The sequence below is a fragment of the Rubrivirga aquatilis genome, from assembly GCF_046845665.1.
Classification (GTDB): domain Bacteria; phylum Bacteroidota; class Rhodothermia; order Rhodothermales; family Rubricoccaceae; genus Rubrivirga.
This window is the reverse complement of sequence record NZ_CP177355.1, coordinates 341,904-363,555: the sequence shown is the minus strand read 5'-3', so window position 1 is coordinate 363,555 and position 21,652 is coordinate 341,904. Positions and strand designations below refer to the sequence as shown.

General features: G+C 71.2%; 13 protein-coding genes. All 13 read left to right on the top strand.

The window, feature by feature from the left end:
- Positions 1-59 precede the first annotated feature (59 nt).
- The 13 genes from ACLII4_RS01575 to ACLII4_RS01515 all read left to right on the top strand — a co-directional run bounded on the left by ACLII4_RS01575 (position 60) and on the right by ACLII4_RS01515 (position 21,632).
- Positions 60-488: a TonB-dependent receptor plug domain-containing protein gene (locus ACLII4_RS01575; RefSeq protein ID WP_412069140.1), complete on the top strand. Its 429-nt coding sequence runs from the start codon at positions 60-62 to the stop codon at positions 486-488.
- 244 nt (positions 489-732) lie between these two features.
- Entirely contained in the window at positions 733-3,864 is a 3,132-nt protein-coding gene (locus tag ACLII4_RS01570; RefSeq protein WP_412069139.1) for a SusC/RagA family TonB-linked outer membrane protein, read from the top strand.
- Positions 3,865-3,922: 58 nt separating this feature from the next.
- On the top strand, positions 3,923-5,476 hold the full coding sequence (locus tag ACLII4_RS01565) for a RagB/SusD family nutrient uptake outer membrane protein (RefSeq protein WP_412069138.1): 1,554 nt from the start codon (positions 3,923-3,925) through the stop codon (positions 5,474-5,476).
- A 132-nt stretch (positions 5,477-5,608) separates the two neighbouring features.
- On the top strand, positions 5,609-8,971 hold the full coding sequence (locus ACLII4_RS01560; protein WP_412069137.1) for a CRTAC1 family protein: 3,363 nt from the start codon (positions 5,609-5,611) through the stop codon (positions 8,969-8,971).
- Between the two features lie 159 nt (positions 8,972-9,130).
- Complete coding sequence (locus tag ACLII4_RS01555) at positions 9,131-12,439, top strand: VCBS repeat-containing protein (RefSeq protein WP_412069136.1); 3,309 nt, start codon at positions 9,131-9,133, stop codon at positions 12,437-12,439.
- A 73-nt stretch (positions 12,440-12,512) separates the two neighbouring features.
- A complete protein-coding gene (locus tag ACLII4_RS01550; RefSeq protein ID WP_412069135.1) occupies positions 12,513-13,844 on the top strand; it encodes a vanadium-dependent haloperoxidase in 1,332 nt (443 codons plus the stop codon).
- Between the two features lie 75 nt (positions 13,845-13,919).
- A complete protein-coding gene (locus ACLII4_RS01545; RefSeq protein ID WP_412069134.1) occupies positions 13,920-14,342 on the top strand; it encodes a hypothetical protein in 423 nt (140 codons plus the stop codon).
- Positions 14,343-14,427: 85 nt separating this feature from the next.
- Positions 14,428-15,156 carry a DUF1080 domain-containing protein gene (locus tag ACLII4_RS01540; RefSeq protein ID WP_412069133.1) on the top strand — a complete coding sequence of 243 codons (729 nt, stop codon included), beginning with the start codon at positions 14,428-14,430 and terminating at the stop codon, positions 15,154-15,156.
- 12 nt (positions 15,157-15,168) lie between these two features.
- On the top strand, positions 15,169-16,470 hold the full coding sequence (locus tag ACLII4_RS01535) for an MFS transporter (protein WP_412069132.1): 1,302 nt from the start codon (positions 15,169-15,171) through the stop codon (positions 16,468-16,470).
- An 85-nt stretch (positions 16,471-16,555) separates the two neighbouring features.
- Positions 16,556-17,335 (top strand): gluconate 2-dehydrogenase subunit 3 family protein, encoded by a 780-nt coding sequence (locus ACLII4_RS01530; RefSeq protein ID WP_412069131.1) that lies wholly within the window; start codon positions 16,556-16,558, stop codon positions 17,333-17,335.
- An 82-nt stretch (positions 17,336-17,417) separates the two neighbouring features.
- Positions 17,418-19,172 carry a GMC oxidoreductase gene (locus ACLII4_RS01525; protein WP_412069130.1) on the top strand — a complete coding sequence of 585 codons (1,755 nt, stop codon included), beginning with the start codon at positions 17,418-17,420 and terminating at the stop codon, positions 19,170-19,172.
- Positions 19,173-19,245: 73 nt separating this feature from the next.
- Positions 19,246-20,679 (top strand): Gfo/Idh/MocA family protein, encoded by a 1,434-nt coding sequence (locus ACLII4_RS01520; RefSeq protein ID WP_412069129.1) that lies wholly within the window; start codon positions 19,246-19,248, stop codon positions 20,677-20,679.
- A gap of 50 nt (positions 20,680-20,729) precedes the next feature.
- A complete protein-coding gene (locus ACLII4_RS01515; RefSeq protein WP_412069128.1) occupies positions 20,730-21,632 on the top strand; it encodes a sugar phosphate isomerase/epimerase family protein in 903 nt (300 codons plus the stop codon).
- Positions 21,633-21,652 lie beyond the last annotated feature (20 nt).

The window sequence follows — 21,652 nt, the reverse complement described above, 5'->3', positions numbered from 1 at the left end:
GAGGGCCTTGGGGAGAGACCGGCGATCCTCTACATTGATGGAACCTCCCTGCTGTCGCCATGCGTGTCGCCCTCGTCCTCGCTGCCCTCCTCGCCGTCGGTTGCGGGTCCGGCAACGGGGTCCGCGAGGCCGACGACCCCGACGTCATCGAGGGCGACGACATCGAGCGGCGCGACCTCCAGCGCATCGAGGCGATGCTCCGGGGGCAGGTCGCCGGGGTCCAAGTCATCCAGCAGGGCTCAAGCTTTGCCATCCGCATTCGGGGCGCCGACTCCTTCGGCAACAGCAACGCCGACCCGCTTTTCGTGGTCGACGGCGTCGCGCTCCCCCTCGGCCTCGACGGCGCGCTCGACGGACTGAACCCTCGCGACGTCGAGTCGATCCGCGTGCTCAAGAACGCCAGCGACACGGCGATGTACGGTGCCCGCGGGGCGAACGGGGTCATCATCATAACGACCATACGCCCCCCGCCGCCCGACGGCGTGTAGCTCGCGACGTAGAGTGGATGGGCCGACGAGCGGTTTTTTTTAGGCGCTTCCGAGTGCGGCGGGGCGCTCCGGGGGGCCGTTTCAGCCGTTCCAACATGCCGTTTCGGCTTGGAATCGCGGATGTAAGCGGTTGCACAGACCTAGCCGAGCCGTTAACATCTTCTCTGACCGATAGCGCTTCCGAAGGCCCCCGATACGCTGGGGCGTGGCGCTTGCGCGGACACACTCACACACCACAATCCAGATGAGTCGGATCGCTACCCTCCTCGGACTGGCCACCCTCCTGGCGCTCGGAACGACGGATGCCACCGCCCAGTCGCGGACGGTCACCGGCACCGTGACCGACGCCAACTCGGGCGACACCCTCCCCTTCGTCAACGTCATCATCCAGGGCACGACCCGGGGGGCCGCGACGAACATCGACGGCGAGTACTCGATCGCGGTCGACGGCCCAGACGCCGTGCTCGTCTATCGCTTCCTCGGCTACGTCGAGCACGTTGAGACCGTCGGCAGCCGCTCCGTCATCGACGTCGCGCTCGCCGAGGACTCCAACATCCTGGACGACGTCGTCGTGGTCGGCTACGGCACCCAGCGCCGCGGCGACGTCACGGCCTCCGTCGCGACGGTCGACATCGACGACGCCAACGAGGGGCTTGTGACGGCGCCGACCGACTTCCTGGAGGGCCGCGTGGCTGGCGTCAACGTGATCGAGAACGGCGGCGAGCCTGGCGCCAACGTGTCCGTCCGGATCCGTGGCGGCACGTCGATCACGGCCTCCAACGAGCCGCTTTACGTCATCGACGGGATCCCGATCTCGAACGACAACGTGACGCCGGGCGGGGCCGGGGAGGCCTCGAACGGCCCGGCCCGCAACCCGCTCACGCTCATCAACCCGAACGACATCGCGTCGATCTCCGTGCTGAAGGACGCCTCGGCGACGGCCATCTACGGCTCGCGCGGGGCGAACGGCGTCGTCCTGATCACGACCAAGAACGGGGCCTCGGGCCAGGTCTCGGTGGACTACGAGGGGACGACCTCGTTCTCGTCGGCGAGCAACAACTACGACGTGCTCACGGCCGACGAGTACCGGTCCTTCGTGACCCAGAACGCCAGCTTCTTCGGAGCCGGCGCGCTCGCGGGCCCCGACGGCTCGATCGACTTCAATACCATCAACTCCGACTTTGTCGACGCCATCTTCCGGACGGCCGTCTCGCAGTCGCACAACCTGTCGTTCGGCGGGGGCACCCCGACGACGCAGTACCGCGCCAGCCTCAGCTACCTCGACCAGCAGGGGATCGTGATCTCGTCGGGCTTGGAGCGCGTGACGGCGCGGCTCAACGCCAACAACCAGCTGTTCGACAACAAGCTCCGGCTCGGCCTCAACCTGACGTCCGCGCTGACCGACGACGACTTCGTCCCGGCCAACGACGTCGGCGGGTTCGAGGGCGGCCTGTTCCAGAACGCCCTGCAGTACCGCCCCGTCGCCCCGATCTACTCGGACGCCTCGGGCGACGGGTTCTACGAGGTCCCCAACCAGCGCTCGTTCCGCAACCCGGTCGCGCTCGCCGAGCAGATCGACGAGACGGCCCGGACCGTCCGGACGCTCGGCAACATCTCGGCCGAGCTCGAGCTCATCGACGGGCTGACGGCCTCGCTGAACCTGGGCGGCGACCGCTCCGTCGGCACGCGCCGCTCGTACATCCCGGGCGTCAGCCCGCTCGGCGAGCCCTACGCCAGCGCCACCACGAACGGCGGCTCCGGCTACCGGCGGACGCTGGAGCGGACCTCGGCCACGCTCTCGACCTACCTGACGTACGCCTCGCGGCTCGGTCAGGACACCAACTTCGACATCTTGGGCGGCTACGAGTACCAGTCGTTCAACGTGAGTGAGACCTCGGTCCAGGCCTCGGGCTTCGTGACCGACGTCACGGCCGACGACCTCTTGCAGTCGGGCGCGCTCATCCAGGTCAACGGCAACGCCGCCGGCCCGGGCACCTTCTCGTACCGCGGCGAGAACCTGCTGGCCTCGTTCTTTACCCGGACCAACGTCAACTACGCCGACCGCTACTACCTCACGGGCTCGCTCCGCTACGACGGGTCCTCGCGCTTTTCTGAGGACAACCGGTACGCGCTCTTCCCGGCCGTCTCGGGCGCCTGGCGCATCACCGAGGAGCCGTTCTTCGACGGCGGCACGGCCGTCACCGACCTCCGCCTGCGCGCCGGCTACGGCGTCGTCGGCAACCAGGCCATCGGCGACTACCTGTTCCTGCCGCTGCTCGGCGCCAACCCGGCCAACTCGGCCGTCCTCAACGGCGTCATCGTGCCGGGCTACGCCCCGACGCAGCTCGCCAACCCCGACCTCCAGTGGGAGGAAAAGGAGGAGTTCACGGTCGGCCTCGACTACCGGCTCCTGAGCGACCGGCTCTACGGCTCGGTCGAGTTCTACCGGAACACGACCAACGACCTGCTCCTGCAGGTCCCGATCCTGGCCTCGGTCGTCTCGACCCAGCTCCAGAACGTCGGGTCGCTCCGCAACACGGGCGTCGACCTCGCGCTCGACGCGCTCCTGTTCGAGAACGACGCGGCCAGCTTCACGCTCGGCTTCACATTCAACACCAACCAGAACGAGATCCTCGACCTCGGCGGCGCCAACCAGCTCCTGACCGGCAACGTGTCGGGCGAGGGCCAGTCGAACGTCCAGACGCTGCTCCTCACCCCGGGCGAGCAGTTCCCGGTCTTTTACGGCTACGAGTGGACCGGGGCCTTCGAGAACGGGGTCGCGGTCTACAACGACTACGAGCCGGTCGACCTCGACGGCGACGGCGTCATCGGCCCGCTCGAGCGCGAGCTCGTCGGGACCACGACGGCCCCCAACGACGGGACGGACCGCGTCAAGATCGGCAGCCCCCGCCCGGACTTCACCTACGGCATCCGCCTCAACGGCACCGTCGGCGACCTCGGCATCCGCGCCTTCTTCCGGGGCGAGCAGGGCCGCGAGCTGTTCAACAACACGTCCCTCGTGTATGGCGGTCGCAACTCGGCCGGCAACCGCAACTTCCTCGACCTCGACTTCCCGGCCGAGGAGGACATCGCCGCGTCGCGCGTCTATTCGTCGCGCTACGTCGAGGACGCCTCGTTCCTGCGCCTCGACCAGCTCACGCTCGACTACCGCCTGGGCGGCATCATCCCGCAGGTCCGGAACGCGCGTGTCTTCGTGACCGGCAACAACCTCTTCGTGATCACGCCCTACACGGGCATCGACCCCGAGGTCAACGCGCCCGGCGCGTCGGTCGCCGGGATCTCTTCCGTCGGCGTCGACTACCTGTCGTACCCCCGCGCCCGGACGTTCACGATCGGCGTCAACCTCGGCCTCTAGACACGTCCATCACGAGGTAGGCCGGCGGTCTTCGGTGCCGGCCCACCCCCCCAACACCATGAATACGAACTCCACTCGCGGACGTGTCGCTCTCTTGGCGGCCGTGCTCGTGCCGGTCCTCGGACTCGGCGCCTGCACCGACCTCTCGGTCGACCCGTTCAGCTCGGTGACCCCCGAGAACTTCTACCAGAACGACACCGAGGTCATCGCGGCGCTGTCGCCCGTGTACTCGCAGCTGCGCGGGACGCTCTGGGCCTACCACAACCTCAGCCAGGTCACCTCCGACGAGACGATTGTCCCGACGCGCGGCAACGACTGGTTCGACGGCGGCGACTGGCTCTCGCTCCACCAGCACAGCTGGACGCCGACACTGGGCTTCCTCAACGACGCCTGGAACACGTCGTACTCCGGGATCGCCCGGGCGAACAGCCTGCTCCGTGACCTCGAGTCGATCGAGAACGTCCCGAACCGCGAGGGCCTGATCGCCGAGATCCGCGGCCTGCGCGGGTTCTACTACTACACCCTCCTCGACCTCTTCGGAAACATCCCGCTCATCGGCGACGAGGAGGGCGAGTTCTCCGTCGACCCGGACAACCCGCCGCAGACCGAGACGCGCGCGACCGTCTTCGCGTTCGTCGTCAGCGAGTTCGAGGACATCCGGAGCGACCTGCCCGTCGCCGGCGCCGGCAACGGCGGTCGGTTCTCCCAGGGCGCCGCCGACGCGATCCTGGCCAGCCTCTACCTCAACGCCGAGGTGTTCGGCGGGACGGTGACGGCCGGCGGCTTGCAGCGCGGCCCCGCCCGCTACCAGGACGCCCTCGACGCCGCGACCCGCGTGATCAGCGGGCCCTACAGCCTCAACCAGGGCATCGACGCGTGGCAGGACCAGTTCTCGCCGACCAACCAGGACGACCCGGAGCACATCTTCGTGGTCCAGCACCTCAACGAGGACGGCTACGGCGTCAACTTCCCGTTCCGCGCGCTCCACTACAACTCGTTCGCGGGCGGGGGCTGGAACGGGTTCTCGACGATCGCCGAGACCTACGCCAAGTTCGACACCGACCCACGTCGCGTCATCTTCGCCGAGGGCCAGGCCATCAACTACGACACCGGCGAGCCGATCACGGACCGCAACGGCGACCCGCTCGTGTTCACGCCCGACTTCCCGAACGGCGTCACGCCGGCCGGCGGCGGCGCGGGCGAGGGCGATGGCATCCGCGTCCTCAAGTTCCCGGTCGACGTCGACCGCGTCGGCTCGAACGGCAACAACGACTACCCGTACTTCCGCCTCGGTGAGATGTACCTGATCCGGGCCGAGGCGCTGTTCCGTACCGGCAACACGGCGGGCGCCCTCGCCGACATCAACGCCATCCGGACGCGCGTCGGGGCGACCCCCCTCGCGAGCGTCTCGCTCGACGACATCCTGGAAGAGCGGCTCCTAGAGCTGACCTACGAGGCCCGCCGTCGTCAGGACCTGATCCGCTTCGACCAGTTCGTCACCGGCGACTGGTCGTTCAAGAACGGGAGCGCGCCGTTCCGCGTGCTCTTCGCGATCCCGCAGACGCAGATCGACGCGTCCGACGGCGTCCTCCAGCAGAACCCGGGCTACTAAGGCCTGACGGCCGGCGGTCTCCGCCGAACACGCGAGCGCCCCGCCCCCCACAGGGCGGGGCGCTCGTCCGTTTCCCCGGCCTGCACGACCGCGCCCTGCCGCGCCGTTCGCCCTCCGATGCTCGCACCCCGCTTGCCCCGTCGACTCCTCCCCGCCCTGCTGACGTCGTCGACCCTGATCGGGTTGTCGCTCGCCTTGGGCGGCTGCGCCGACGGCGCCGGCGGCGACGCCCTGTTCACGTCGCTCGCGCCCCAAGCGACCGGGCTGGTGTTCGAGAACCGGATCGAAGAGACGCAAGAGCTCAACGTCTTCACCTACCGCAACTTCTTCAACGGCGGCGGGGTCGGCGTGGGGGACCTCGACGGCGACGGCCGGCCGGACGTGTACCTGACGGCCAACCTCGGGCCCAACCGGCTCTTCCTCAACCGCACCGAGCCCGGCGGCGAGGTCCGCTTCGAGGACGTGACCGACGCCGCTGGCGTGGCCGGCGCGCGGTCGTGGAGCACCGGCGTCTCGGTTGCCGACGTCGACGGCGACGGGCTCCTCGACCTCTACGTCTCGAACGCGGGCACGGCGGACGGCGAGGGGCGCGCGAACGAGCTGTTCCGCAACCTCGGGCCCGGCCCCGACGGCGTGCCCCGCTTCCGCGACGTGGCCGCCGCGTGGGGCGTCGCCGACGAGGGCACGTCGACGCACGGCGCCTTTTTCGACGCCGACGCGGATGGCGACCTCGATCTCTACGTCCTCAACAACTCATTCCGGCCCGTCTCGTCGTTCGGGCTCCGCAACATCCGCGACGAGCGGAACGCGGTCGGCGGCGACAAGCTGTACCGCAACGAGGCCGGCCCCGGGGAGGCGCCCCAGTTCGTCGACGCCAGCGAGGCGGCGGGCATCTACGGCTCCGAGATCGCCTTCGGGTTGGGCGTCACGCTCGGCGACACCGACGACGACGGCGACCTCGACATCTACGTCTCGAACGACTTTTTCGAGCGCGACTACCTCTACCTCAACAACGGCGACGGCACGTTCGCGGAGGTGCTCGAAGACGCCATGCCGACGATCGCGCTGTCGTCGATGGGCGCCGACATGGCGGACCTGACGGGCGACGGCCGGCCGGAGGTGTTCGTGGTCGACATGCTGCCCGACGACGACGACCGGCTCAAGGCGTCGAGCAGCTACGAGGGCCACAACCTGCAGCGCGCGAAGGTGGCGAACGGCTACCACCACCAGTTCATGCGCAACACGCTGCAGCGCAACAATGCCGACGGCACGTTCTCCGAGCTGGCGTCGGTCGCCGGCGTCGACGCGACGGACTGGAGCTGGGCCGCGATTTTCGCCGACCTCGACCTCGACGCCCGCGCCGACCTCTTCGTGACGAACGGCACGATGCGCGACGTGACCGACCAGGACTACATCGCGTTTCTGGCCGACACGCAGAACCAGAACGCGATGGCGACCGGCCAGGGCGTCGACTTTCTGGAACTGCTGGAGGTGATGCCGTCGACGCCGCTCGCGAACGTCGCCTTCCGCAACGTCGGCCGGGGCGACTCGGTCGCGTTCGAGCGCGCGCCGGAGTGGGGGCTGGGCGAGGAGGGCTTCTCGAACGGCGCCGCGACGGGCGACTTCGACGGCGACGGCGACCTCGACCTCATCGTCAACAACGTCAACGAGCCCGCGAGCTTCTTTTTGAACCACGCCGCCGAGCGGGGCGGGCGATCGCTGGCGCTTGCGCTGGAGGGCGAGGGTGGCAACACGGGCGGGATCGGCGCGAAGGTGGCCGTGTGGAGTGGGGGAGAGGTCCAGATTCGGGAGGCCGTTCCGACGCGCGGCTTCCAGTCGAGCGTCGACCCCGTGCTCCACGTCGGGCTGGGCGACGCGCTTGCGGCCGACTCCGTTGTCGTCCGCTGGCCGGACGGGCGGACGCAGGCGCTGGCGGACGTGCCCGCCGGGCGCCTGGTCCTGCGCCAGCGCGAGGCGACCGGGGCGTTCCGACCCCTCGCGGTCCCGCTCGCGGAGCCGCTCTTCCAAGACGTGACGGCGACCGCCGCGCCCGAGTGGGCGCACCGCGAGAACGCCTTCGTCGACTACGACCGCGAGCTGCTGATGCCGTGGCCGCGCTCGCAAGACGGCCCGGCCGCCGCCGTCGGCGACGTGGACGGCGACGGCGACGACGACCTCTTCCTGGGCGGCGCGGCCGGGCAGCCGGGCGTCCTCTGGCTCCGCCGCGGCGACCGGTTTTCGATGGCCGAGCCGCTGGCCTTCGCAAGCGATGCCGCCTCCGAAGACGTGGCTGCGGCCTTCGTCGACGGCGACGGCGACGGCGACCTCGACTTGTACGTCGGCTCCGGCGGGTCGGAGATGCCGCCCGGCGACCCCCGCTTGCGCGACCGCTTGTACCTCGGCGACGGCGCGGGCGGGTTCGAGCCTGCGCCCGACGGGTCGGTCCCCGCGACGACCGAGGCGGTCGGCACGGTCGCCGCGGGCGACTGGGACGGCGACGGCGACACGGACCTCTTCGTCGGCGCCCGGCTCGTGCCGGGCAGCTACGGCGCGATTCCCCGGAGCGCCCTTTTGCGCAACGACGGCCGCCCCGGTGCCCCCCGCTTCGTGGACGTGACGCGCGGGACGGCGCCGGGCCTGGACGAGGCCGGAATGATCGCGGGCGCCGCCTTTTTCGACGCCGACGGCGACGGCGACACCGACCTCGCGACGGCCGCCGAGTGGGACACGATCACGGTCTGGACGAACGACGCCGGCCGGTTCTCGCCGACACCCATCGCGGGCACGACGGGCCTGTGGCAGGGCCTCACCGCCGCCGACCTCGACGGCGACGGCGACACCGACCTCGTCGCTGCCAACTGGGGCCTGAACAGCCGACTGGTCGCGAGTGCCGGCGAGCCGCTCCGCCTCCACGTCGGCGACTTCGACGGGAACGGCCGGAGCGACCCGCTGCTCTCCGTCCCCAACCGCGGCCGGAGCCTGCCGTTCGCGCTGCGCAACGAGCTGACGGCCCAACTCCCCGGCCTCAAGCGCGAGTACCTCACGCCGTCGTCGTACGTCGGCAAGTCGGTCGAGGACCTGTTGACGCCCGCCCAGCTCGAGCGCGCGGACGTGTACGAGGCGGCAGAGCTGGCGTCGGTCGTGCTCGTCAACGACGGCGGCGCGTGGCGCGTGCAGCGCCTCCCGTTCGAGGCCCAACTCGCCCCGCTCGCGGCCCCGCTCGCGCTCGACGCCGACGGCGACGGCGTCACGGACCTGCTGGTGGCCGGCAACCGCGACGACCTCAAGCCCGACCTCGGGCGTCAGATGTCGGGCGTCGGCGCCCTGCTGCGCGGGACCGGTGGCGGGTTCGCGAGTGTGCCCGGCGCGTTCCGGGTGCGCGGCGAGGTCCGCCACCTCCTCCGCCTCGACGGCGCCGCGGGCGTGGTCGTCGTCGCCGTGCGCAATGGCGACGCGCCCGCCGTGTTCGCGCCCGTCGGCGAGTCTCGCGAGTAGTCTGACCCCTCACCCTGTCCCTCTCCCGGCGGGAGAGGGGACGCCCTCTGGAAGCCTGTGCTCACGTCTGATTCTCTGCCGGCCGAAAGCGTCTCTACGACGTCCCTTCTCCCTCGGGGAGAGGGAGAGGGGACGCGAGGCTGGCGTGTCGTCGTCGCCATGTTCGCGCTCGTCTTCGCCGGGTGCGGCGGTGGGGGAGAGGCGCCCCTGTTCGAGGCGCTCGCGCCCGAGGCGTCGGGCGTGACGTTCGCGAACAGCCTGGAGGAGAGCGCCGAGTTCAACATCCTGAGCTACCTCTACTACTACAACGGCGGCGGCGTGGCCGCGGGCGACGTGGACGGCGACGGCCGGCCGGACCTGTACTTCACCGCCAACGAGCAGCCCAACCGGCTCTACCTCAACCGCTCCGACGAGACGGGCGTCCGCTTCGAGGACGTCACCGAGGTGGCCGGGGTCGCGGGCACCTCCGATTGGACGACGGGCACGACGATGGCCGACGTCGACGGCGACGGGCTGCTCGACATCTACGTCGCCGCGCTCGGCGCCCACCAGGGGCGGCGCGGTCGCAACGAGCTCTTCCTCAACCAGGGCCCCGGGCCGGACGGCGTCCCGCGCTTCCGCGAGGCCGCCGCCGAGGTCGGCCTCGACTTCGAGGGCTTCGGCACGCAAGCGACGTTCTTCGACTACGACCGCGACGGCGACCTCGACGCGTACCTCTTGAACCACGCCGTCCACACCGCGCGGACGTACAAGCGGCCCGCCGAGACGCGCGCCCGCGACGAGCGCTCCGGCGACCGCCTGTACCGCAACGACGGCGAGCCGGGCCACACGCCCGTCTTTGTGGAGGTCACCGAGGAGGCCGGCATCGTGTCCGGCATCAGCGGCTACGGGCTGTCGGTCGTCGCCAGCGACCTCGACGGCGACGGGTGGACGGACCTCTACGTCGGCAACGACTTCCACGAGAACGACTTCGTCTACCTCAACAACGCCGACGGCACGTTCCGCGAGGTCGCCCAGACCGCGCTCGCGCACGCGTCGCGCTTCTCGATGGGCGCGGACGTGGCGGACGTGGACCACGACGGCGACGCGGACATCGTCGTGCTCGACATGATGCCGCGCGACGAGGCCATCCGCCAGACCGCCGGTGGCGACGACACCTACGACCTCGCCGAGCTCAAGCGCCAGATCGGCTACGGGCCCCAGGTCGCCCGCAACTCGCTCCAGATCAACCGCGGGCTCGGCGCCGACGGCACGCCCCGCTTTTCGGACGTGGCGACGCTGTCGGGCATCGAAGCGACGGACTGGAGCTGGACCGCCTTGCTCGCGGACCTCGACCTCGACGGCCACCGCGACCTGTTCGTCACGAACGGCATCTGGCGGCGGCCCAACGACCTCGACTACATCAACTACGTCTCCGACGCCCAGATCCAGCAGTCGCTGGCGCTGGGGATCGGGGAGGACGAGGTGGCGCTGCTGGAGCAGATGCCCCAGGTGGCGATCTCGAACGAGACGTTTCGCGGGCTCGGCGGTGTCCGGTTCGAGGAGGTCGACTGGGGGCTCGGTGCGCCCGGCTTCTCGAACGGCGCCGCGACCGTCGACCTCGACAACGACGGCGACCTCGACGTGGTCGTCAACAACGTCAACGCCCCGGCGGGGATCTTTTTGAACACGGCGGCCGACCGGGGCGCGCGGTCGCTCGTGATCACGCTCGACGGCGACGGCGCGAACACCGGCGGGATCGGCGCGCGCGTGGTCGTCGAGGCCGGCGGGCTGGCGCAGACGACGGAGGCGCAGCCCACGCGCGGCTTCCTGTCGTCCGTCGACCCCCGGCTCGTCGTCGGGCTGGCGGATGCCGACCGCGCCGACCGCGTCCGCGTGACGTGGGCCGACGGCCGGGTGCAGACGCTGACCGACGTGCCCGCCGGGCCGCTGACCATCCGCCAGCGCGACGCCGGGCCCGCGTCGGAGGCCCCCACGCCCGCCCCGGCCGTCCGGCTCGCGCAAGCCGCGGGCGTGCTGGACTGGACGCACGTCGAGAACGTGTTCGTCGACTTCAACCGCGAGCGGCTGATGCCCCACATGCTGTCGCGGCTGGGGCCCGCCCTCGCCGTCGCGGACGTGACCGGCGACGGGCGCGACGACGTGTTTATCGGTGGGGCCCGCGCGCAAGCGAGCGCGCTGTTCATCCAGACCCCAAGTGGGACGTTCGTCGAAGCGGACGTGCCCGCGTTCGCGGCCGACACCGAGCCCGAGGCCGTCGACGCCGTGTTCTTCGACGCCGACGGCGACGGCGCGCTCGACCTCTACGTCGCCACGGCCGGCAACGAGTTCCGGGGCGAGCGCGACGAGATCCGCGACCGCCTCTACCTCGGCGACGGTGCCGGTGGGTTCGAGCCCGCGCCTGCCGGCGCCTTGCCCGACCGCTTCGGCCACGCGGGCGCCGTCGCCGCCAGCGACTGGGACGGCGACGGCGACCTCGACCTCTTCGTCGGAGGCCGCGTCGTGCCCCGCGCGTACGGGATGCCTGCGCCGAGCGCGCTGTTGGAGAACGACGGGACCGGCCGGTTCACCGACGCCACCGACCGCCTCGCGCCCGGGCTCGCCGAGGTCGGGATGGTCAGCCGCGCCGCCTTCGGCGACCTCGACGGCGACGGCCGCGACGACTTGATTCTCGTCGGCGAGTGGATGGCGCCGACCGTCTACCGCGCGACCGGGACGGGCTTCGAGCCGCTCGACACCGGGCTCGGCGACGCGACGGGCTGGTGGACCGCTCTCGACCTCGCCGACCTCGACGGCGACGGCGACCTCGACCTCGCGCTCGGCAACCTCGGCCTCAACTCCCGCATCAAGGCCTCGCCCGAGCGCCCCGCGCGGCTGTGGCTCGCCGACTTCGACGGCAACGACGTGCTCGACGGCATCCTGACCTCGTTCCGCGACGGTGACGACTACCCGCTCGCGGGCGTCGACGTGCTCCGCCAACAGTTCCCCGTCCTCCGTCAGCGCTACGACTCCTACGCCGCGTTCGGCGCGCGGACCGTCCCGGACCTGTTCGGCACAACGGCGCGCGACGCCGAGATTCGCGCGGCGACGACGTTCGCCAGCGCCGTCGCGCTCAACGACGGCACGGGCCAGTTCACGCTCACGCCGCTGCCCGACCTCGCCCAGATCGAGCCGGTCTACGCCATCACGCACACCGATCTCGACGGTGACGGCGTGCTCGACTTGGTGCTCGGCGGCGGGCTGCTGGGCGTCCGCCCTGACCGGGGCCGCTACGACGCCGGGCTGGGGCTGGCGCTGCTCGGCGACGGGGCCGGCGGGTTCGTGCCCGCGCCGCTGTCGGCTGGGCTGGTGCTGGAGGGCGAGGTCCGCGCGCTCGCGGTCGCCGACGGGTCGCTGCTGATCGCCGCGCCGAGCAACGGGCCGGTGCAGACGTTCCGCCTCGGGCCCGGCGTTCTCGCGGCCCGGTGAGGCGGGCGCGTGCCTTGTCGCCGGCCTGCAAACCCCCGATATTGACCGGATACGACTGAAGGACTCGATGACGATGCGACTGCTTCCGCTTGCCCTCGTCGCCCTGCTGGCGGCTGGCTGCCAGGACGGCGGCCCGGCGACAGTCCCGCCCGAGGCGGCCGACCCTGAACTCCTCCACGGGGCGATCCAGCGGGTCACCGACGTGATGACGTACGACATCTTCAGCCCACCCCAGGCGAGCCGCGTCTACGCCTACACGTCGCTGGCGGCCTACGAGGCCGTCGCGCCCACCGACCCCGACCTGGCGTCGCTGGCGGGCCAGCTCCGCGACTATGAGGCGCCGCCCGCCGCCGACGGAGAGGTCCACGGGCCGACGGCGGCGGTCTACGCCGCGCTCGCCGTGGGCGAGGCGCTGACGTTCTCGAGCGACCGCGTGGCCGACTACCGCCTCGAGGTCGAGGACGCGCTCCGCGCCAGCGGCATGCCGCGACGCCTGCTGGCGGCGTCGGAGGCGCACGGCGAGGCCGTCGCCCGCCACGTGCTCGCGTACGCCGACGCCGACGGCTACGCCCAGACCCGGAGCGGGCCCGCGTACACCATCACCGGGGCCGAGGGCGAGTGGCAGCCCACGCCGCCCGCCTACCTCGACGCCATCGAGCCCAACTGGCAGACGCTGCGCCCGTTCGTGCTCGACTCGGCCGCCCAGTTCAAGCCGCCGCCGCCGCCGCCGTACTCGCTCGAGCCCGGCAGCCCGTTCCGTCAGGAGGTCGACGAGGTCTACGCCGTCACGACCGAGATGACCGACGAGCAGCGCGCCATCGCCAGCTTCTGGGACTGCAACCCGTACGTGATGCACACGCGCGGGCATGCCATGTTCGCGACGAAGAAGATCACGCCGGGCGGCCACTGGATGGGCATCGCCGCGATCGCCAGCCGCGAGGCCGGCGACGACGTGTCGGGCGCCGCCGAGGCCTACGTCCGGACCGCGCTCGCGCTCGCCGACGGGTTCCTGTCGGTGTGGGACGAGAAGTACCGCTCCCGCTTGGTCCGCCCCGAGACCGTCATCAACGAGCACCTCGACGAGGACTGGATGCCGCTCCTGCAGACGCCCCCGTTCCCCGAGTACTCGTCGGGCCACAGCGTCATCTCGGCCGCCGCCGCCGAGGCGCTGACGGCGCTCTACGGCGACCTCGCCTTCCTCGACACGACCGAGATCCCGTACGGCCTGCCCGCGCGCCCGTTCACGTCGTTCCGTGAGGCCGCCGAGGAGGCCGCCATCAGCCGCCTCTACGGCGGCATCCACTACCCGATGGCCGCGAGCGAGGGGCTCGCGCAGGGCCGGGGCGTCGGCGCGCTCCACGTCGAGCGGCTGGCAACGCGGGCCGACGCCGTCGCCCAGCGGTAGGGCACGCCGCGAGGCTTGCGAGCGGTTTGATCGACCCGAGCGCACGCTAGCTTCGGGCCCCACCCGACCGTCGCCATGACCCGCCGCCTCGCCGTCCTCTCACTGGCCCTGCTCGCGCTCGCCGCGCTCCCCGCCTGCGACTCCGGCTCCGACGCCATCGGCCTGACGGGCACCTGGGAGGGCGAGATCTACGACCCCAACGACGCGACGGCCCCGCGCTACCCGGTCACGCTGCGGCTCTCCGACGACGGCATGCGCGTCACGGGGAACGGCGTCGTCGCCAGCCTGCCCGAGGGCGACCTCCCGTTCCTGGTCGTCGACGGCACGTTTATCGGCACGCTCGTCAACCTGACCCTGCGCTACGACGTCCCGCCGTTTATGGGCTCGCTCAGTGGGACGCTCGTCGGCACCGATCCGGGGATGATCCGTGGCACGTTTACCGGGCGCGGCGAGGCGAACGGCAACGTGGAGATCGAACTGGTGGCCCGGCGGATCTAGCGCGGGCCGCGCGGCAGGAGCCGGGTGAAAGGGCTTCCATTCGGGTCCGGGCGCCTCTACATTGACGGTCCTTCACGGTCTGTTGATGCACGCACGCGCTGTTCTCGCCCTGCTCCTTCTCGGCCTCCTCGCGGCCTGCGGCCAGATCGGCGGCGCGGATGGAGCCAATGCCAGTGGCCGAACACCCGCCGAGGCCGGCTGGGTCGACCTCTTCGATGGCGCCACGCTCGACGGCTGGCACGGCTACGCGACGGCCGACCGCTCCCCGAAGTGGTCCGTCGTCGACGGCGTGATGACGCTGACGCCCGAAGGCGACTGGGACGGCGACCTCGTCGCGCCCGGCGGGCCGTACGCCGACTTCGAGCTCGAAGTCGAGTGGTGGGTCCAGCCGTGCGGCAACTCGGGCATCTTCTACCGGGGCGAGGAGGACCCCGCGCTCGCGCCCATCTGGCGGACCTCGCTCGAGTCCCAGATCCTCGACGACACCTGCCACCCGGATGGCAAATACCCCAGCCACCGCGCCGGCGGGATCTACGACCTGTACACGCCCGAGACGGACGCGCCGACGGAGGGCGGCGCGTGGCACACGACCCGCATCGTCGCCGACGGCGACCGGATCACGCACGTGCTCGACGGCCGGACCGTCGTCCAAGCCGTCCAGGGCTCGGCCGACTGGGACGCCCGGATCGCCGTCAGCAAGTTCCGCGACGGCGACGCCTTCCCTGGCTACGGCACGCGCCGCGCCGGCTTCGTCGGGCTCCAGGACCACGGCGACACGCTCCGGGTCCGGCGCGTCCGAATCCGCACCCTTTAACCCCACGCACGCATGACCGCGATCAAGGCTCGGCTGAGCACGATGATGTTCTTGGAGTTCTTCGTCTGGGGGGCGTGGTACACGACGGTCGCCGTCTACATGGCCGCCGAGGGGCTCGGCGACCTCACGCACTGGCCGTACACCGTGAACCCGCTCGCGGCCATCATCGCGCCGTTCTTCCTGGGGCTCGTGGCCGACCGTTACTTCGCGGCCCAGAACGTGTTCGGCGTGCTGCACCTGCTGGGCGGCGTGTTCATGCTGGCGGCCCCGTCGCTCATTGGGAGCCCGACGCTGTTCATCCTGGCCCTGCTGGCGTACAACCTGTGCTACATGCCGACGCTGGGGCTGTCGAACACGATCGCGTTCGAGCAACTCGAGGACCAGGAAAAGGAGTTCCCCATCATCCGCGTCTTCGGGACGCTGGGCTGGATCGTGGCCGGGCTGGCGATCTCGTTCGTGCTGTCGCCCGTGCTCGGTGTCGAGTCCGCCGAGGCGACGGCGTGGCCGCTGTACCTGACCGGCATCGGGTCGATCGTGCTGGGCCTGTTCTCGTTCACGCTCCCGAACACGCCGCCGGTCGCCAAGGGCCAGCCGGTGTCGCTGCGCTCGATCGCCGGCGTCGACGCCTTCAAACAGCTCGGGAGCCGGCCGTTCTACATCTTCCTGGCCGCCAGCTTCCTGATCTGCATCCCGCTCGCGGCGTACTACAACTTCACCCAGCTCTTCCTCGGGGCGACGGGCTTCGAGAACATCGCCGCGACGCAGTCGCTGGGGCAGGTCTCCGAGGTGCTGTTCATGTTGCTGATGCCGCTGCTGTTCGTGCGGTGGGGCGTCAAGTGGATGCTGGCGGCGGGGATGCTGGCGTGGGTGATCCGCTACGCGCTCTTCGCGCTCGCCGCGCCCGCGTCGGTGACGTGGATGATCGTCGGCGGCATCGCGCTGCACGGCATCTGCTACGACTTCTTCTTCGTGACGGGCCAGATCTACGTCGAGAAAAAGAGCACGCCGGCCGTACGCGGACAGGCGCAGGGGCTGCTCGTGCTCGTCACGTATGGCGTCGGGATGCTGATCGGCGCGCAGGTGGCCGGGCAGGTCTACAACGGCTTCCTGTCCGACCGCGCCGCGCTGCCCCTCGCCGAGTGGGCCCAGTTCTGGTGGATCCCGGCGGCCTTCGCGGGCGCCGTGCTCGTCCTGTTCATCGTCTCCTTCAACGACCGCGTCGACCGGACGGCCGAGACCGTCGCGCCCGCCGGCGATGCCCCGGGCGCCAGCCTGACCCCGGCGACCGAGGCCGGCGTCCCGGCCGCTACGTAGCCCGCCGGGCGTGGAGCGTGGGCGGTCCCACCTCGACGCCTCGCCCGGGAGCCGCACGCCCTACGACCTACGACCCACCCTTTCCATGTTCAATCCCACCATCGACCGCCGCTCCGCGCTCCGCCGGCTCTCGGCCGTGCTCGGCGGCGTCGCCACGGCCCCGCTCGCGGCGGGCCTCCTCGGCGGCTGCCGGACGCCCGGCGGCGCCGACCTCGCGGCCTACGAGTACCAGACGCTGACCGGCGGCCAGCCCGACCTGCTGGCGGCGCTCGTCGACCAGATCATCCCGCCGACCGACACGCCCGGCGCGGCGGACGCGGGCGTCCCCCAGTTTATCGACACGATGCTGACGGACTGGTACGCGGACGAGGAGCGCGCCGGCTTCCTGGCCGGCCTCGACGCCGTCGACCGCCGCGCCGAGGGTTCGTTTGTGGGCTTGGACGATGCGGCGCGCGCGACGCTCGTCGCGACGATGGACGCCGAGGCGTTCGCGCCCGAGCCCGGCGCCGTCGGCGGGGCCGCCGAGCCCGACGAGGACCTTCCCGACGGCGACGTGGCGGGTGCGGCCCAGGAGGGGACCTACCAGGCCGGCGAGGAGGAGGAGAACGAGGTCGCCGGCATGCAGGGCGACCTGGGCGAGGCGATGGACGACGACGAGCCGACCGAGCTCAACACGGGCGAGGGCACGACGTCGACCGGCGGGGCCGCCGAGGCGCCCCCGTTCTACCGCCAGCTCAAGGAGCTCACGCTCGCGGGCTACTACACGTCCGAGCCCGGCGCCACCCAGGAGCTCCAGTGGCTCGCCTCCCCGGGCCGCTACGACGCCGACGTGCCTCTTTCCGAGGTCGGCCGCGCCTGGGCCTAGGCCCTTGAACCGGGGGCGGTTCTGAGTCGAGCGGTCCCCAAGCGATGGCGTTCCACATCGCGCTTTCCATCTTCCCACCGACATGCAGCATTCCCACGGATCCACCATCGCCCCGCTCCGCGTCGAGCCCGTCCAGGCGGGCGCCGAGACGTACGACGCCATCGTCATCGGCTCGGGGATGTCGGGCGGCTGGGCCGCCAAGGAGTTGACCGAGAAAGGGCTCAAGACGCTCGTGCTCGAGCGCGGCCGCAACGTCGAGCACGGAACGGACTACGTCACCGAGCACCGCGCGCCCTGGGAGACACCCTTCCGCGGGCGCGGCGACCGGAAGCACGCCGAGGAGCGCCAGTTCCGCCAGAAGAAGGCCGGGCCGTACAACGAGAACACGGCCCACTGGTACGTCGACGACGTGGACCACCCGTACGAGACCGAGGACGACACGCCTAACGAGGTCCTCTACGTGCGCGGCCACCACGTCGGCGGGCGCTCCATCATGTGGGGCCGCCAGACGTACCGGTTGTCCGACATGGACTTCACGGCCAACGAGCGCGACGGCCGCGGCACGCGGTGGCCCATCGGCTACGCCGACATCGAGCCGTGGTACTCCTACGTCGAGCGCTTTGTCGGCATCTCGGGCGAGTCGTTGGGGCTGGAGCAACTCCCGGACTCCGAGTTTATCCCGGCCATGCCGCTGACGGCCGTCGAGAAGAAGGTCCGCCAGTCGATCGCCGACGAGTACGGCCGGACGCTCACCATCGGCCGGTGCGCGATCCTGACGCAGCCGCACAACGGCCGCGCGGGCTGCCACTACTGCGGGCCCTGCGACCGCGGCTGCACGGCCGGCGCCTACTTCTGCTCGCTGTCGTCGACGTTGCCCGCCGCCCAGGCGACCGGCAACCTGACCTTGCGGCCGGACTCCATCGTCCACTCGCTCGTCTACGACGAGACCGCCGACCGCGTCACGGGCGTCCGCGTGATCGACCGGCTGACGAAGGAGGAGATGGTCTTCAACGCACGGCTGGTCTTCCTCAACGCGAGCGCGTTCGGGTCGGCGCAGATCCTGATGAACTCCAAGACCCCGCGCTTCCCCGACGGGCTCGGCAACCAGTCGGGCCTGCTCGGCAAGGGCATCATGGACCACCACTTCATGGTGGGCGCGTCCGGCGAGATGCCCGGGTTCGAGGACCGCTACACGTATGGCAACCGGCCCAACGGCATCTACATCCCGCGCTTCCAGAACCTGCCGTGGGACCCGGCCACGTCCCGCGACTTTATCCGCGGCTACGGCTACCAGGGCGGCTCGGGGCGCGGCGGCTGGGGCCGCGGCGCCGGGATGCCGGGCATCGGCGTGGCGCTCAAGGAGTCGCTGCAGGAGCCGGGGCAGTGGAGCTTCACCATGTTCCCCTTCGGCGAGACGTTGGCGTACGACGACAACCGGATCGAGCTGACCGACGAGGTCGACCAGTGGGGCATCCCGATTCCCCGCATCGTGGGTTCCATCCGGGACAACGAGCAGCGGATGCGCGTGGCCATGAAGAGCGACGGCGCCGAGATGCTGGAGGCCGCGGGCGCGGTCAACGTCAACGAGTGGGAGGCGCCGTACCGGCTCGGCGAGGGGATCCACGAGATGGGGACGGCGCGCATGAGCGCCACGCCCGAGACCGGCTGCGTCGACGAATGGAACCGGGTCCACGAGATCCCCAACCTCTACGTCACCGACGGCGCCTTCATGACCTCGGCCGGCTGCCAGAACCCGTCGCTGACCTATATGGCCATGACGGCCCGCGCCGTCGACCACGCCGTCAAGGCCGTCAACAACGGCGACCTGCGGGTGTGAGGTGTGAGGGGTAAAGAGTGATGGGCTCTTTTCCTCCTCCCGCTCATCACCCATCACCCATGACTCCTCACCCATGAAGCGTCGAGACTTTGTCCGCTCCACCGCCGCCGCCGGCGTCGCGCCGTTCATCGTGCCCCGGCACGTCTTGGGCGGGGCCGGGTTCGTGGCGCCCAGCGACACCGTCGCGATTGGCGTCATCGGGGCCGGCGGGATGGGCGCGTCGAACGCGGCGCCCCTCGCGGTGATGGACGACGTGCGGATCGCGGCGATCGCCGACATCGACATGGGCCACGTGCGGGCGGGCATCGCGCGGCGCCTCGGCTCCGACGACGCGGGCGCGCGGCAGGCCGGCGCGGCGCTGCGCGACGCCTACGACGGCGCGACGGGCTACGCCGACTACCGCGAGCTGCTGGCGCGCGAGACCGGCCTCGACGGCGTCGTGATCGCCACGCCGGACCACGTCCACGCGCACGCGGCGCTCACGGCGATGAACGGCGGGCTCGCGGTCTACGCCCAGAAGCCGCTGACGTACACCGTCGACGAGAGCCGCCGGCTGGCGGCGAAGGCCGCGGCGACCGGCGTCGTGACCCAGATGGGCAACCAGGGGCACTCCGGCGACGACGGGCGGCGCGTGGTCGAGGTGATCCGCGCGGGCGTGCTCGGGCCGATCCGCGAGGTCCAGTCGTGGACGAACCGGCCGAACGGCTGGTGGCCCCAGGGCGTCCCGCTGCCCGACCCGGCGCCCGTCCCCGACGACGTGTCGTGGGACCTGTACCTCGGCCCGAATGAGACGCAGCCGTACCGCCCCGGCATCCACCCGTTCGGCTGGCGTGGCTTCGTCGGCTTCGGCGTCGGATCCCTCGGCGACATGGGCGCGCACCTCGTCGACTTCCCCGTGTGGGCGCTCGACCTCGGCCGCCCGAGCCGGGTCGAGACCCGGCACACGCCGTGGGGCGGCGAGGGCGACACGCGCGGCACGTACCCGCTGGCGACGCTGACGAAGTACGAGTTCGACGGACTCGGCGCCGACGCCGGCCAGGCCGACGCCGGCCAGTCGGTGACGATGACGTGGTACGACGGCGGCCTCCTCCCGCCGACGCCGCCGCAAGCGCCCGAGGGCTTCGAACTCGACCCCAATGGCGGCGTCATCTTCATCGGCGACCGCGGGATGCTGATCCACGAGACGTACGGCACGAACCCGCGCTTCCTGCCCGCCGCGCCCGACCTCGACCTCGCCGCCGAGGCCGCCGCCGTGCCGACCTCGCTCCGCCGCATCGACGGCGGGATCCGCGCGCACGAGGCGAACTGGATCCGCGCGATCCAGGGGACCGAGGCCATCTCGTGCCCCTTCGCCTACGCCGCCCACCTCAACGAGATCATGCTGCTCGGCGTCGCCGCGATGGCGGCCGGGCACCCGCTCACGGTCGCCCCTGACGGCACGATCACGAATCACGACGCCTCCATCCTGACGCGCCCCTACCGTGCCGGCTGGGAGCTGCCCGGGTAAGGAGTGAAGGGTGAAGGGTGATGAGCCTTTCTTCCCATCACTCATCACCCATGACCCATCACGCCATGAACCGCCGCCACTTTCTCCGCCAGTCCGGCGCCGCCGTCGCGCTGGGCGCCGCGCTGGGGCCGGGTGCTGCTCGCGCCTTGGCTGCCGCCCGCGCCGCCGACATCCCCGCCGAGATCGGGATCCAGCTGTGGACCGTCCGCGACGTGCTGCCCGGCGACGTCAACGGCGTGCTCGAGATGCTGGCGCGATATGGGATCGGCGAGGTCGAGACGGCGGGCTACGCCGACCGTGACCCGGCCGCCTTCCGCGACGCGCTCGCAGCCCACGGCCTCGCGACGCCCGCGGCCCACCAACTCGTCGCCGAGCTCGTCGCCGACTCCGCGAGCATGGCCGAGGCCGGCCTGCCCGACTTCGACACCGCGCTGGAGACCATCACCACGGTCGGCCACGACTACTTCGTGATCCCGTGGCTCCCGCCGGACGCGCGGCCCGACCGCGACGGCTACCTCCGCCTCGCCGACCAGCTCAACGGGATGGGCGAGCGCGCGAACGCGGCGGGCGTCCGGCTGGCGTACCACAACCACGACTTCGAGTTCGACACCTTCGGGACCGACCGCCCGGCCTACTTCGACTTTGTCGAGCGTCTGGAGCCGGACCTCGTCACGCTCGAGCTGGACCTCTACTGGGCCGTCGTCGCCGGCCACGACCCCGTCGACATTTTCCGGAGGTACCCCGGCCGCTTCCCGCTGTGGCACGTCAAGGACGGCGCGGGCGACGAGATGGCGCAGACGGTCGTCGGGCAGGGCACCATCGACTGGCCCCGCATCTTCGCCGCCAGCGAGACGGCCGGCTTGCGCCACGCCTTCCTGGAGGCCGACAACCCGCCCGACGGCAGCCTCGCCTTCGCCCGCGACAGCATGGCCTACGTCGACTCGCTGCGGTAACGGCTCGGAGGGTCGGGGCG